Raw genomic sequence first — 13,722 nt, forward strand, 5'->3', positions numbered from 1 at the left:
GTTTGAATCGAATGATCCTCATTGTCATCGTAAGTGTCGCTGTTTTATTCATCATTTTCCAATTGAAGAAAACTTCTGGAATGAACCAATCACAACTCAAAGAAAAAATTGATGCTGGTGCTCTTGTCGTTGATGTGAGAACCGTTGCCGAATTTAATTCCGGCCATTTCCCTACAGCCAAAAATATTCCAATCGATGAATTATCCAAACGAGTGGATGAGTTTGGTGATAAAAACCAAACAATTATCGTTTATTGTGCGTCAGGTGGTAGAAGTGGAAGTGCCAAATCATTTTTAGAATCAATCGGATACAAACAAGTTATCAATGCTGGTGGACTTTCCAATATGCCAAGTCCTTAAATGGGATTTGGGTTGTTTACCAATCCCATGATTAGAACCAAACTACATACGTTTTCGTTTCATATACAATTGTAAGCCGGTGATGGCTTCTTTTTTTACTTTGTTGCCAAGAGCCGGCCACCAACCGAGTAAATATCCAATAGGTCCCATCGCCATTCCTAACCACTTCCACATAGAAAATTGGTCTTTGTGTTGGATGATCTTACCATCTTTAAAGGTAAATTTTGCTTGGATTTTGTTTTGAACGAGTCTACCTGTTTTGCTAAAACTATAATCAGCTTCCCAATTAGCAGAACCCTCTGTATCATTCGCTTTGATATTTGAGAATCGAATGGTTAAATTTTGGCTCCTTTCAAGTAACATGAGCCACATGGCTCCTGCTTCTTTTCCTGTTAATTTTCCAAAAGCAGGGTCTTCAAATTGGATCTCTGGATGGTAAAGGGACACCATGGTCTGTCCATCTTTGTTTTGGAAGGCAGTGTAAAACTTTTGGATTAACTCTTCATTTGCGTTCATTGTGGAAAAGATTATGATTGATTTGAATGCCACATAGCAAGAAAAAAAGTCATGAAACGGATTCTTCTTTTTGCTTTTGGAACAAGTTTTTTGCTGATTGGGCTCGTTGTTTTATTCCTTGCTGTTGGGTATTTCCAAGAACCAAAATTTCACAAAGAAACAAGTGAGTGGCTGAAAGCAGAACCAGAAGACATTTGGAATTATATTACCGATATCAAAGACCTTCCCAATCGCAGAAAGGAAGTGGTAGCGATTAAAATTCTAGAATCAAAACCAGATGGTACGCCCACAAAATGGTTAGAAACACCAGACATGGGTGGGTATATGATATTTGAACTCAAAGAGATGATCCCTAATCGTAAGTGGAAGATTGAACTAACGGATGCCAGTTTTAAGATGCGCGGATCGTGGACTTATCTTCTAGAACCCAAAATTCCTGGAACACTTGTGACCGTGATTGAAGATTCTGAAATCACAAGTATTCCTGTCAGAGGGGCTTATGTACTAGCTGGTCGTGACGCTACCTTAATAAAAGAAATGGAGCTGATCCGAAACCGATTTAGCGGACGTTAGGGGAATCAAAGATTATTTTAATCCTTGGATCCATTCATCCATTCCTTTACATATTTTTCTAACTGTTTCCCCATGGAAAATGATTCCAAGGTGTCCCTGCTCATAATAAGTGGTAACCTTATTTTCTGATTTTAGATCTTTTAGTTCTGTTAAACTTTCTTCTGGAACAATTTTATCAACAGTTCCTACTACACTATAAATTGGCATTGTGAAGTTGTTTAGAAAATTTTCTGTGTAATTGATGCGACCGTCATTCGACCAAAAACTTTGTTCATTCGAGATTTGGCTTTGAAAAAATTGCATGATCACAGATACTGATTCTTCGCAAAACACATCTTCCATAAGGAAATACCATTCAGGTGGAGTAATTTCTTTATATCCCACAAAGTCTTTGATCGTGAGGGATTTGGTTCCAATATTATAACTAAAACTACGTAGGCTTGAATGTAAATTTAAGATCAATTTGAAAAACTTTTTCAAATCAATGGTTTGGATGGTTGCTTGCATGGAAAAACTTGCCATACTCAGAATCATATCCGAAATCATTTTATGAGGGAGCATACTAAACCCACGTTTCAATGTATCCAATCCAATAAAATTGGATTTTAAACTAATATAATTGGGCGAAGTAATTGATACAATTCCTGCAATGTATTCTTCAGGTTGAGGTAAGTTGAACTCTTCTTTGAGTTCTTTGATTTTTTCATAGGAAGAAACGTAAAACCTTGGGATCATTCCTCCCATACTATGTCCAACAACGACAGTTCTTTCACTTGGATAATGCCAACGAATCCATCGTAATACTTCTGGAAAATCGTCTTGAATGTAATTGTCTACGGTCCATCCTTCTTTTTTCCCGTGTTTTGGCATGGTTTGTCGTGATCTTCCTCTCATATCCATCAGGAAAACTCGGTATCCATACTTTAAGGCTAACTCTTTTGCAAGTTTGTCCATTACGGATCGCCTACAAAAAAATCCAGGGATCAAAAGTAAATTTTTTCCAGTATTGTTTAATTTTTCAGGAGTAAAACTTTTTAAGGATACCGCATAACCATCAGTCGTTGGTATGATGAATGAAGCATCCATCCTATATTCAATATTATATTGATGGGATTTGAATATAATTGAGGTTACTGGTTCTTTTTGGTCCTTAGTCGTTGTATAAAAAAGATTTCGAGAGTTAGAAACTGTATCAGCTTTTTCGATATTTTTTTGGGCTATGTAATGGTCGTTTCCGGATTCCATTTCCTTCGCCACAACAAATTCGATGACATCAAAAAGTGAATACAATTGTAAAGTGAGAGGTCTGATTTGTTCTTCGGCAATTGGATCTTTTGTGATCCCCCAAAGTATCCCAATTGGATTTTCATTCACAAAAAGTGGAATCCCAACGGCATGGTTCATGGTTTCAGAAAGAAGGACCTTTTTTTCAGGATGGATTTCTTCTTCTTTGAGGTTGACAAAAGTGACTTCAGGACGAAGTCCTTTATTAAAATCGATAATTGCTTTTCGGATAAAACGTGCGGATTCGTTTCTTGGATCTGCTAAATGAATGGGTCTCGATTTTTTGATGTATTCTTCGATGCCTGGAATTTTCCTTCGTTCTGCGATTTCTTTCAGTTTGAAATGAGTGGCAGTGGCTACAATTTTCATCTCGTCTTGGTCGATGACTTCAAAAATGGAAAAATTGAAAATGGGATCATCGTTAAAATCAACGAGGGATACCATTTTATTGGTGAAGGATTGCCAAATATTTTCCAAAAATTGGAAGGTTGTTTTTGGCACCGGAAAAATGTAAATTTTGTCCGGGCTAACCATGAGATTTTTGTTACTTTCTCTGGAGGAAATTTTGATCAAACGATCTTCCAACGTATTTTCTTCAAGTGCCATTTAGCATCCTTTCTATTTATGTGCCTGTGCGGTACGCTATAACTCTATTTTCGACTTTTCATATGCCTGTGAACTAAAAAATAAAGCTAATATGCAACAATCTGATTTCGAATCCATTTCAAGAGTATCCGTTCCCGATTTAGACTCCATTTTAGGAAAACCATTCCCAATTTTGGATGATGGGTTTGTCAGACTCGTTGATTATATGGGTTCAGATGAATCCATCGTTCAGGCAGCACGCGTTTCGTACGGAAAAGGAACAAAAAAGGTAAATGAAGACCGTGGGCTGATTCGGTATTTAATGCGCCATCGCCACAGCACACCATTTGAAATGTGCGAACTCAAACTACATGTCAGAGTACCAATGGACACTTGGCGCCAATGGATTCGCCATAGAATGGCAAATGTCAATGAATACTCTACGCGTTATTCCGTAGCGATCGATTCGGCTCAAACTACTTTACCAGGTGAGTGGCGAGTACAATCGGTAGGGAACAAACAAGGGAGTGATGGATTTTTAGAATTATCCAAAGGTGACCACCTAACAAAACGAGAAACGGAATTCCAAAAATTTGCAAATGATATTTACAATGAAAGATTGGAATTGGGTGTTGCACGTGAACAAGCAAGAAAAGATCTCCCACTGGCAACATATACAGAAGCTTATTGGAAAATTGACCTACATAATTTACTGCATTTTTTAGCCCTACGAATGGATGACCATGCCCAACTTGAAATCCGGTTATTTGCTAAAACCATCGGTGAACAGATTGTTCAAAAATGGGTACCACATACTTGGGAAGCGTTTGTAGACTATCGATTGAGTGCCCTTCATTTGACAAAATATGATTCCGAGATCATTGCAGCTCTAAACCGTTCAGGAAAAGAAGGAGCACGTAAAAAAGCAATCGAACTAGGAATGTTAGACGAACAAGGTTCTACTGCTAAAAAAAGTAGAGAACGTGAGGAATTAGAGTACAAATTATCACAATTGGGTTTTGCCATCCCTTGGTAATTAGGTTCAAAACCGTTATTTTTGAGAATTTGATTGATAATTTATTTCCCTGTGATTGTTAGAGTGATTATGAGCCTCAAAATCTCTCTAACACTCCTTTTGTTCCTCCTAACGTCGATTTCCCTTTCTGCTGAGGAGTTTGCTGTTGCAACTTTCACACGTGGAAAGGTAAGTTTTTTGCCTGCCTCTGACACTTCTAAACTTTGGAAAACTCTTAAAGTAAACGATGTGTTAAAACCGGGAGATCGGATCAAAACCGGCAATGGATCCAAAGTGGACTTTTTGTACCAAGAGACAGAAATCAGAATCCAACCTAACACAGATTTTACCTTAAAGGAATGGAACTCCGATAAAAAAGTAGCAAAAGCTTTTGTCCAAAACGGTGCTGCTTGGTTTCGTGTGAATGGTTTCAAAAAAGGAAGTTTTGAAGTTTCCACTCCAACAACGACAGCAGGAGTTCGCGGAACTGCATTTGGAGTGTTTTTCGAAGAAAAAGAGAAAAAGGGTTATACTTGTGTTTGTGAAGGACAAGTTAATATCAATGGAATCGATTTTGTGAAAGGGACTGGTGGTGCTAAAAAAGAAGGTGCTACCGAACTTGAAAAAAATGAGTACAAAGAGATGATCACAAAAGACGGAGCAACCGTTTTACTCAATGAAAAAAGAAAACAAATGCCAATGTTAAATCGTTGTCTGCCATGCCACAAACCAATTGGTTGGGAAGATAAAAGTTTTACTCCGGATGAAACCTACGGCAAAAAGTGAAATTTTTTTCTAGGTTTATAATTGTATTTTCCTTCTTCATCTATCCCGTATTAGGTGAAGAAGTAGTTACAACAAAAAAAGAAGAACCTGATGGATACTATGGTTTAAAATTAGGAGCCATCATCACTCCTACTGCTTCAATTCGAATCCGTGACAAAGTTTCTGGTGCAAACGAACTTTCTCCCTCCGATAAAACTGGATTTTCCATGCCGTGGACAATGTTTTCGATTTCCAAAGAATGGGAAGATTTGGGAATCAAAGCAGAATTTTGGGGCGAAATTTTAAGGAATGATGCACTCACAAATGATACATCTGTCGGAACCGGAAACAAATCGAATCCTTATGTATTTTTAGTTAGGCGAGCAAATCTCGCAAAAACGTTTGAACTTGGATCAACGAAACACCAAATTCAATTTGGAATGTTTGAACTTCCGCACATGTTTTCTGTATGGTCAGGAAATTATGATTGGCGGTATTTTGATAAATCACCTTTAGAATCTCTTGGTTTTGCAAAAGACCCAGTAGATTTAGGAATCAATTACATTGGAAAATGGAGATCATTTTCCCTACAGACTGCCGTAGTCAATGGAGAAGGATACAGAGAAGTTCAAAACACAACCAATACTGGTTATGATGTAATCGGAAAAATAGGATGGGATCCAACCTGGACTGAAAATTTAAAAACAGGTATCCACCTGCTCGGTAGAGCATCGAATGCATTTGGTTATGCGAATGATGAATGTAGGGAAGGAAGAACCAAATGTCTTTTAGATGATGGAAATCCAAATACAAAACGCCAAGGACCTGTTTCTTTAAACCAAGAACAAGTCATTGCAATTGAAACCCATCTCCTTTGGAAGGATACGATTAATCTGGGACTTGGTGGGATGTTCAAAAAACATTTAGGTGGAAAGATCGTCGATCGTCTGGCACCCTACCAACAAGGAACGATCATTCCCGAATCAACAGGGAAAGGAGCTTACCTTTGGTTAGGGATTGGAAATGGAACCCTTCGCCTGGTAACGCGGGGTGAAATTGCAACCGGAGGCCCAAACCCTGGACTTAGGGCAACAGAAACGGTCGAACGAGAACCTTGGGTGAGGTTCCAACCTGGTGCCACGGAACCAAGGTATTCTGACCAATCCTATTATATTGGAAAACAAATCTTTGGAGAATGGTTGTTTTCCCCATCAACAAGGTTTGCGATTGGGTATATGGAAGTTCGATCGTATGATACAAAAGGGGAACCGAATAAATGGTATGTAGACAGTACCGGGGAATCGTCAAATCGTGTCGAATATATAGGACAGTTTTCAAAACCCACATCGTTTCCAATATCCGAATATGGAAGATTGGATCGTAGCGTAGTATTGAAAGCGACAACTTCGTTCTAAATTAAAATATATGTTTTCTGAAATCCAATCCTTTATTGAATCGCAATTGTCTTCTGGCAATTTTACTTTATCGACAGCTTTATTTTTAGCCCTCGGTGGATTATTTGCTGGGTTACTTCCTTGTGTGTATCCGTTGTATCCGATCACGGCTGGAATTTTAAAAACAAGAGTCGCCAAACACAAATGGTCTCATCCACTCGTGTATTATTTTGGTTTAGCATTGATGTATGCGATCTTTGGATTGATCGCAGGGGTCAGTGGGGGAGTATTTAATTCCTTTTTACGATTTCCCGAAACTCAATTGGTTTTAGCAATATTGTTATTTGTCTTGGGTTTAAGTGTTGCTGAATTTTTATATTTTCCATTCTTTTCTGGTGATCTAAAAAATTCGGTAAACGTAAATTATGCGAATACATTCTTTTTAGGAATGGGAGCCGGATTATTGTCTTCACCTTGTGTTGGGCCTGTAGTTGTTTCCATACTTGTCCAACTCATCAATTACCAAACAGAAGGATTCAAAATTTTACCGATCCTTTTCACTTCTTTTAAAATGTTTTTATTTGGAATGGGACTAGGGATTCCATTTTTAATGATAGGTGTATTTGGATTGTCACTCCCTAAATCAGGAAAGTGGATGAAATACATACAATGGTCATTGGCTATACTCATCTTCTATTTTTCTTTTACATACCTTGAAAAGGCCTTTGATTTATGGGGATTGGCAAAAGGATTAAGCTCAAAAGTTTTTCTCCTTTGGACCGTTGCTCTTTCGTTTTTGTACCTTCAAAAAAAAGAGGGAACAACCACAGAAAAGATGAAACAATCTCTCTATCAAATTGTATCCATCACTGCTTTACTCATTTTGTTCTTATTTTTGAATCTATCATTATGGAAACAAAACTTCGGAAATGCGATTCCCAATGTCAATTCTTCAAACCAAGAAATGAAGGAAGAACATGGAAATTTGGTTTGGTACCGAAATGAAAGTGATGTAATTAGATTAGCAAACGATAAAAATATGCCAATTTTCATTGATTTTTATGCGGATTGGTGTACGAACTGTAAGGAATTTCAGAAACTTACACTGAGAAACAAAGATTGGAACGAAACCTTTCATAAGGATGTGATTTTATGGAAGGTTTATGATACAGATCCCATATTTGAAACATTTGTCTCAAAGCCAGAGTATCCCGAATTAAAAATTGGATTACCTTTCTTTTTGATTCTTAGTCCAGATGGAAAACTTTTATATAAATCCAACGACTACCTGGATACCAAAGGAATGATTTCGGCTATCCGTAATTTTTACAATAATACTAAGTGATTCATTAAAAGCGAATCAACCATTTTGTGGATGATTCGCATAATATTTGTTTTGTGAATTTATCGAGGGAGTGAGTTAACAGTTTGCAAATATTCATTTGCAATTTCTTTTACAATCTCACCAGCTGGTTTCACTTCTTCAATTTGTGCAACACCTTGGCCAGCTGACCAAATGTCTCTCCAACGTTTGTATTCTTGTTCGATTGCTTTTTCTCCACCAGCATGTCCCGCGGCAATTTTTTTAGGTCCGTCTTCCAGAATATCTGGTGAACGTTCCACTGATTTAGCCAACCAATTGGCAGGAATCCCAGAAATTTTTTCAGTATATACAATCTCATCTGGACTTGAATCAATTAACATTTGTTTGTATTCGTTTTGTGCCCTAGATTCTGGAGTTGCAATAAATCGTGTACCAATATAAACAGCATCGGCCCCAAGAGAAAGAGCTGCAGCCATTTGTGAACCATTGGATATAGCTCCTGCGGCAATTACAGGAAGTCCTGTTTCTTTTTTTAAGTAAGGAATGAGAGCAAACGGGGTGATTGCACCTGCATGGCCACCTGCTCCTTGTGAAACAGCGATGAGTGCGTCAGCACCTGATTTTGCGACAATGTTTGCGTGTTTGAGAGTTGTCACATCACAAAATAAAGCGGAGCCATTTGCTTTGATTTCTTTAGCGATTGTCCTAGGTGTTCCTAAGCTTGTGATGATTAACTCTACTTTTAAATCCATCACCACTTCAAATTGTTTTGCCCAATTTGGATTATGTTCCTTATGTAAAATTAGATTCACGCCAATTGGTTTTTTTGTTTTAGAACGAATTTCCAGAATTCCTTCGCGTAATTGTTCTGGAGTTCTGTAATTAAGAGATGGGAAACACCCAATACCTCCAGCTTCTGAAACGGCAACTACTAACTCCGGATAGGAGACAAGGAACATGGGTGCGGCAATGATCGGTAGATCAATTTTTAGCATTTCGCTAATTTTTGTTTTGATTTTCATAAATCTCCTGTTATACGATTATGGTTGGGTTGGTTTTGGCGTTAGGTTGGGAAGTTCTGACGGATACCTTCCAGATCTTGGAATGCAACTCATTGCAAATCCCTGGATGATGTAACAGATTGAATCTTGCGATATGCATTTAAGCGATTTCTGGTATTCCAGGCCATCAATCTCTGTGGCTATCGAATAACATTCCATTTTGTCTTCCATGAAGAGTTGTTGGGGTGATTTGTTTTCTTGTGCCAATAGAGCAGTAAGAGACAATAAGAGTAGAGGGAGTAGATAAAAAAATGATTGGAATCGTGTGCGATTCATTGAACGTAATCCTGCTTTTCCTATAGGAACCGAAAATTGAAAGAAGTCAAACCATATATATCCATTCTGGTTCCGATTCAATTTGTTCTTTTTTTCCTTCTGATTTTTTCCATCCAAAATTGCTTTGACCTTCATTCCGAAAGCAAACAAGAAATCCAATTACAACAATCTATTTATCTGATTGATCGGTACTATTATTGGTCTTCGGAAGAAATTTTTGACCCAGAAACAATCCAAGAATCAAAATGGATACCGATTTCTGATAAAACATTAGGCTTTAAGAAAAGGGAAAAAGAATATTTATATATCAAATTTAGTGATCAGTTCATACGACAACTTCAAAGCCCAATACTATTTGCAGAGATTGCTTTAGAAACCTTTAAAGTTTTCCAAGGTAAAGAGAATGTTTATATTTCAAAAGAATTTGATTTTATATTTCCACATTTGATTCCACTTAGTCCTGAACCAAAAGGATTTATTTACATTCAATTCCAGTCTCGATATAAAAATTTTATAGGATTGGACCGCGACGTAATTTTTAAAAATCATACAAAAGCCTTGATTGATTTGTTTATGGAGAATCTTTCTAAAACTTTTTTTTCCCCCATATTGTTAGTGTTATCTTTTATATTCATGGGTTTTTATTTCTTGCGCAGAAAAGAATTGATTTTTTTAAATTTTTCAATTCTTCTTTTGTCCGCTTCGCTCATTGAAGTCTTAAATGGATTTGTTGGATTTTCATTACGTCAGTATGCTTTCTATTTAGTTCCGATAACATTTATCAATTTCACTTTTTTCCCTTTTGCTTTTCTGTTATTTTTGATTTCAGTATTTCCTCCTTTTTTTAAGAAAGTTTTTAAGTTCATCGCGATTCTACATATCTTTGTTTTTTTAACTTCTATCGTTCGAAATTATGATTTAGGAGTCTCATTTCTAAATAGTGAGGAAGATTATAATTGGATTGTTGTATTGGAAGCAATCGTTGCCATCTTATCTTCTATCTATGTATTTTTGAAAGGGAATCGACAAATAAGGGAAATTATCTTAGGTATCCTAGTCATTGTATCTGCCGGACTTCATGATACACTTGTGGATTTGGAAATTTTGCATTACCAAATTCGATTCATTCACTATGGTTTTTTTCTAATGTTGGGATTTTTTGGTTATTATGTGTTCAAACATTATTGGGAATTGTTGCATTCAATCAATCGAATGAACACCGAACTACGAACAAAAAATAAAGAACTCCAACGATTGATACAAATTGATAAAGATTTAGCCTTAGCACATGCCTTACAAAAATCACTATTGTCTTCCAAATACAATGAGGACGATAAAATTCGTATCATTGGTTTTTCACAAAATTTGGAATCTGTCGGGGGAGATTATTTTGATCATACAAAAGATAGTATGGGCAATTGGGCTTTTTTAATCGCAGATGTGTCTGGTCATGGAATTTCTTCTGCAATGGTAGCTGCCATGTCTAAAATGGCATTTGTAGGCGCAGGCCCCTATTTACAATTTCCAGCAAGGGTATTTCACCTGATGAATCGACACTTGGTTGGAAAAACAAAAAATCTCTTCATTACCGCTTCTTATCTTTTTATCGATACAGAATCATATACAGCTACATTTAGCAATGCTGGACATCCTAGTTTTTACCTAATTCGAAACACTGAAAAAGATGTGATACAACTGACAGCAAAGGGAAAACCTTTGGGTCTTTTTTCCCAACAATCATATGCAGAGGATACAGTAGGGATCAAACCAAAGGATAAAATATTACTCTACACAGATGGGATTTTTGACTTACTAAATGAATATGGAGAAAGTTTTGGTGAAGATAGGCTCAAATCATTGTTATGGGAATATCGTTACTACAACATCCAAGATTTATCGAGTATCTTACAAGATTCCTTATTTCGTTTTTCCAATGGTTGGAAACACCAAATGGATGATTTAAGTTTTTTACTCATAGAAATCAAATAGTTAATTCCTTAGATTTTTTACTGGCTAAAGCTCTGGATTAATGATGAAACGAATGGGATTCCCTTTTTTTTCTTCTAACGCATGTAGGTACTCATTTGTATCTTCCAATTTGTGAATTCCGCTGATGGACTTTGTCAGATTTAGCTTTTTATCTTTATAAAGTTGGATGAGTTCAGGGATGGCCCTTCTATCTGAACCATAGGAACCTGTAATTCGGATTTGTCTTTCAATGAGAAAAAATGGCATAGGAATTTCGAGTTTGTTTCTACCGATGCCTACTAAGACAATCCTTCCTCCACGATTCATTGCACGGACAGAACTTTCAATATTTGGCATAAAACCTGTAAAATCACATAATAGGTCAATCCCACCGGACTTTTCTTTTAGGACCTTTCCCACTTGCATATTTTTTTCAACTAATATGAGTTCGTCGGCACCATATGATTTTGCATTTTCTAAACTTCCACTATCAATATCAATTGCAAAAATTTTACCTGCTCCAAGAGCTTTTGCTATCGCAACTGCATGGATTCCAAGTCCACCGCAACCAATGATTGCAACAGATTCACCAGCCTTAAGTTCTCCTTGGTATTTAATTGCATGGTAAGGAGTGGAGACAGCATCAGCTAGGATTGCACCTTCAGCAAAGGGAATTTCGTCAGGCAAAACATGTAAGTATCTTTCTTCTGTTTGGATGTATTCTGCAAAACCACCTCTTTGGTTAAAGCCAATCACTCCAATATGTTCACAAAGATTTTCTCTCCCTGCCAAACAATGTTTACATTTTCCACAGGAGGTACCTGCACTCACAACAACTCGGTCACCTACTTTTAATTTTGTGATTTGTTCACCGATTTCAGTAACGACACCTGAAGTTTCATGACCAGGAACACAGGGAGTATAAGTGGCCTTCATTTTTCCATGCAAAATGAGATGAATATCCGAGCCACATATCCCACAAGCCTTTACCTTCACTTTCACTTGGTTTGGTAATAATCGTGGTAATTCTAATTCTTGGATCTCTAAGGATTTAGATCCTTGTGGTAAAACAGCTGCTTTCATAACATAATTCCGTCAAGTTCAGATAAGAACTCACTTGTATCGGATTCGTTCAATTGTTCCAATGTAAGTTCTATGATATCGTTTAAGTAATATTTCAAATTTTTGTATTCCAACAAAAACAGTTTTAAGTTTGTTTTTTCATCATCAGAGAGACGATTTTCCATATTCAATTTACAAAGTGCCAAAACTCCGAATGCAGATTTGAGTTCATCTTGATTTGATGCAATGGTAAACAATTCTCGGATGTCAAGTTCGGCAAAAGTAGGGAGTAAATCGGATATCAATTCCATAGCACCAATCGGAATGGTGCGGTCCAAAGATTTGACATAATTCAATAGGACACGGTAACTCTTTGAATCTCCAACATAGGATAAAAGATAAACCATACCCGAAAGTAGAACCTTATGGTAACCCCAGGAAAGCCTTCCTGAGTCCGCTTCACGGATAATTTGGTAAATCATGGCCCAAACGTTTTTATCGTTATTGGCTGCCAATTTCATCAATTCTAAGAGGCGATTTTCCCAGACTGGTTGGTCCATCTCCATTTTTAATTGGTCAATGGCTTCTAAGGGAGAAATGGGTAATGATCCTAACTTTTGCACAGTTTCCTCTCGACATAATTCTAGAATATGAGACGTATATGTCTTTTCTTTTTTATCATGCTAATGTTTTCTCTGTACGGCCGAAACTAGTTGCATAGATGAAACGTTTTTCGGTAATACTACTGCTTCTCTTCATTGCAATGGGAGAGACAACGCCGGACCAATCTAGTTCTAAAGCGACTCAGTTAATTCGTGTTAGCTACGGACTTAAGGATAACTACGAGTTTCTACGCATTTTAAATTCAACTATCAGTAATCGTGGGACAGAAGACCAAAAAAAATACTTCAAACGATGCGTACAACACCACATAGAGTCCGAAATCCTTCATTTACAAATGGATTTGGGAAATTCATACGCAGAACTACGTAGAACGCAAGGTTTACTCATACAATTGTACATTAATGTTTTGGAAGACGAAATTGAAGACTTAGAAATTGAGTTAGGAAGACTGGCTCGACTTGCCAATGGAAAAGAAAAAACAGAGAGCAAATTATATTTGAGATTAGGTTATCGCGAAATCGCAGTTGCGAAACAAAAATTAATCATTGGAAAAAACATTCGTCCTTATTTGTATTTGATGAAATTACAGGAGTTGGCGTTTTCCTTAAAATCATTAAAACAAGCAGAGAAGTACATTGTTTTACTAGGATTGTTACACGACTCTGTTGACGAATTCGATAAAGAAAGCCGATCTTTCGAAGCAATGGTCAATGAAGTAATACGAATCATTGTAAATGACAAAGAGAAGTATTTGCGATTATTGTACGATAGCCATTTTGATTCATATGGATCTCTCAATTATTACGAACAAATTTGGAAACAACCTGATTTACATGAACTAGCATCAGGAATTCCAAATTTTGATCCTGCTTACTTTCGAAATCCAGAAGAAGCAAAAATTCCTACCTTCAAATAG

Annotated in this window: 14 protein-coding genes; 8 read left to right on the forward strand and 6 right to left on the reverse strand. The window is 36.9% G+C overall.

Annotated features, from left to right (window positions below; all coding sequences use genetic code 11):
- The first annotated feature begins 2 nt into the window (after positions 1 to 2).
- Positions 3 to 359 (forward strand): rhodanese-like domain-containing protein, encoded by a 357-nt coding sequence (locus DI076_RS14575; protein ID WP_108960492.1) that lies wholly within the window; start codon positions 3 to 5, stop codon positions 357 to 359.
- Positions 360 to 401: 42 nt separating this feature from the next.
- Here the strand turns inward: DI076_RS14575 and DI076_RS14580 are convergent, their stop codons facing one another.
- Positions 402 to 875, reverse strand: coding sequence for a nuclear transport factor 2 family protein (locus tag DI076_RS14580; protein ID WP_108960992.1), 474 nt, complete (start codon positions 873 to 875; stop codon positions 402 to 404).
- 51 nt (positions 876 to 926) lie between these two features.
- On the opposite strand from DI076_RS14580, the gene DI076_RS14585 reads away from it, so the two are divergent.
- Positions 927 to 1,448 carry an SRPBCC family protein gene (locus tag DI076_RS14585; RefSeq protein WP_108960493.1) on the forward strand — a complete coding sequence of 174 codons (522 nt, stop codon included), beginning with the start codon at positions 927 to 929 and terminating at the stop codon, positions 1,446 to 1,448.
- Positions 1,449 to 1,460: 12 nt separating this feature from the next.
- Here the strand turns inward: DI076_RS14585 and DI076_RS14590 are convergent, their stop codons facing one another.
- Entirely contained in the window at positions 1,461 to 3,338 is a 1,878-nt protein-coding gene (locus DI076_RS14590; RefSeq protein WP_108960494.1) for an alpha/beta fold hydrolase, read from the reverse strand.
- 91 nt (positions 3,339 to 3,429) lie between these two features.
- Between DI076_RS14590 and thyX the strand changes: the two genes are divergently transcribed.
- The 4 genes from thyX to DI076_RS14610 all read left to right on the forward strand — a co-directional run bounded on the left by thyX (position 3,430) and on the right by DI076_RS14610 (position 7,836).
- A complete protein-coding gene (gene thyX, locus DI076_RS14595; RefSeq protein ID WP_108960495.1) occupies positions 3,430 to 4,353 on the forward strand; it encodes an FAD-dependent thymidylate synthase in 924 nt (307 codons plus the stop codon).
- Between the two features lie 69 nt (positions 4,354 to 4,422).
- Positions 4,423 to 5,118 (forward strand): FecR family protein, encoded by a 696-nt coding sequence (locus DI076_RS14600; protein ID WP_174705060.1) that lies wholly within the window; start codon positions 4,423 to 4,425, stop codon positions 5,116 to 5,118.
- Positions 5,115 to 6,512, forward strand: coding sequence for a hypothetical protein (locus DI076_RS14605; protein WP_108960496.1), 1,398 nt, complete (start codon positions 5,115 to 5,117; stop codon positions 6,510 to 6,512). Before DI076_RS14600 ends, DI076_RS14605 begins: the two co-directional genes overlap by 4 nt.
- 10 nt (positions 6,513 to 6,522) lie before the next feature.
- Positions 6,523 to 7,836 (forward strand): protein-disulfide reductase DsbD family protein, encoded by a 1,314-nt coding sequence (locus DI076_RS14610; RefSeq protein ID WP_108960497.1) that lies wholly within the window; start codon positions 6,523 to 6,525, stop codon positions 7,834 to 7,836.
- Positions 7,837 to 7,895: 59 nt separating this feature from the next.
- Here DI076_RS14610 and DI076_RS14615 read toward each other — a convergent pair whose 3' ends face one another.
- Positions 7,896 to 8,837 carry an NAD(P)H-dependent flavin oxidoreductase gene (locus DI076_RS14615; protein WP_108960498.1) on the reverse strand — a complete coding sequence of 314 codons (942 nt, stop codon included), beginning with the start codon at positions 8,835 to 8,837 and terminating at the stop codon, positions 7,896 to 7,898.
- An 18-nt stretch (positions 8,838 to 8,855) separates the two neighbouring features.
- The gene (locus tag DI076_RS14620) at positions 8,856 to 9,152 is read right to left on the reverse strand and encodes a hypothetical protein (RefSeq protein ID WP_108960499.1); all 297 of its coding nucleotides are present in this window, start codon (positions 9,150 to 9,152) and stop codon (positions 8,856 to 8,858) included.
- Between the two features lie 36 nt (positions 9,153 to 9,188).
- On the opposite strand from DI076_RS14620, the gene DI076_RS14625 reads away from it, so the two are divergent.
- The gene (locus tag DI076_RS14625; protein ID WP_108960500.1) at positions 9,189 to 11,141 is read left to right on the forward strand and encodes a PP2C family protein-serine/threonine phosphatase; all 1,953 of its coding nucleotides are present in this window, start codon (positions 9,189 to 9,191) and stop codon (positions 11,139 to 11,141) included.
- A gap of 24 nt (positions 11,142 to 11,165) precedes the next feature.
- Here DI076_RS14625 and DI076_RS14630 read toward each other — a convergent pair whose 3' ends face one another.
- Entirely contained in the window at positions 11,166 to 12,203 is a 1,038-nt protein-coding gene (locus DI076_RS14630) for a zinc-binding dehydrogenase (protein ID WP_108960501.1), read from the reverse strand.
- A complete protein-coding gene (locus tag DI076_RS14635; RefSeq protein WP_245918512.1) occupies positions 12,200 to 12,748 on the reverse strand; it encodes a hypothetical protein in 549 nt (182 codons plus the stop codon). Before DI076_RS14635 ends, DI076_RS14630 begins: the two co-directional genes overlap by 4 nt.
- A gap of 155 nt (positions 12,749 to 12,903) precedes the next feature.
- Here DI076_RS14635 and DI076_RS14640 point away from each other — a divergent pair, with 155 nt between their 5' ends.
- Positions 12,904 to 13,722, forward strand: a complete 819-nt coding sequence (locus DI076_RS14640; protein WP_108960503.1) for an adhesin OmpL37 family surface protein — start codon at positions 12,904 to 12,906, stop codon at positions 13,720 to 13,722.

Origin of the sequence: Leptospira ellinghausenii (assembly GCF_003114815.1) — a bacterium.
GTDB lineage: Bacteria > Spirochaetota > Leptospiria > Leptospirales > Leptospiraceae > Leptospira_A > Leptospira_A ellinghausenii.

Excerpts from the sequence above, each read along its gene's own strand:
- DI076_RS14580 (WP_108960992.1), bottom strand. The coding sequence starts at position 875 with ATGAACGCAAATGAAGAGTTAATCCAAAAGTTTTACACTGCCTTCCAA.
- DI076_RS14585 (WP_108960493.1), top strand. The coding sequence starts at position 927 with ATGAAACGGATTCTTCTTTTTGCTTTTGGAACAAGTTTTTTGCTGATT.
- DI076_RS14590 (WP_108960494.1), bottom strand. The coding sequence starts at position 3,338 with ATGGCACTTGAAGAAAATACGTTGGAAGATCGTTTGATCAAAATTTCC.
- thyX (WP_108960495.1), top strand. The coding sequence starts at position 3,430 with ATGCAACAATCTGATTTCGAATCCATTTCAAGAGTATCCGTTCCCGAT.
- DI076_RS14600 (WP_174705060.1), top strand. The coding sequence starts at position 4,423 with ATGAGCCTCAAAATCTCTCTAACACTCCTTTTGTTCCTCCTAACGTCG.
- DI076_RS14610 (WP_108960497.1), top strand. The coding sequence starts at position 6,523 with ATGTTTTCTGAAATCCAATCCTTTATTGAATCGCAATTGTCTTCTGGC.
- DI076_RS14615 (WP_108960498.1), bottom strand. The coding sequence starts at position 8,837 with ATGAAAATCAAAACAAAAATTAGCGAAATGCTAAAAATTGATCTACCG.
- DI076_RS14620 (WP_108960499.1), bottom strand. The coding sequence starts at position 9,152 with ATGAATCGCACACGATTCCAATCATTTTTTTATCTACTCCCTCTACTC.
- DI076_RS14630 (WP_108960501.1), bottom strand. The coding sequence starts at position 12,203 with ATGAAAGCAGCTGTTTTACCACAAGGATCTAAATCCTTAGAGATCCAA.
- DI076_RS14635 (WP_245918512.1), bottom strand. The coding sequence starts at position 12,748 with ATGGAGATGGACCAACCAGTCTGGGAAAATCGCCTCTTAGAATTGATG.
- DI076_RS14640 (WP_108960503.1), top strand. The coding sequence starts at position 12,904 with ATGAAACGTTTTTCGGTAATACTACTGCTTCTCTTCATTGCAATGGGA.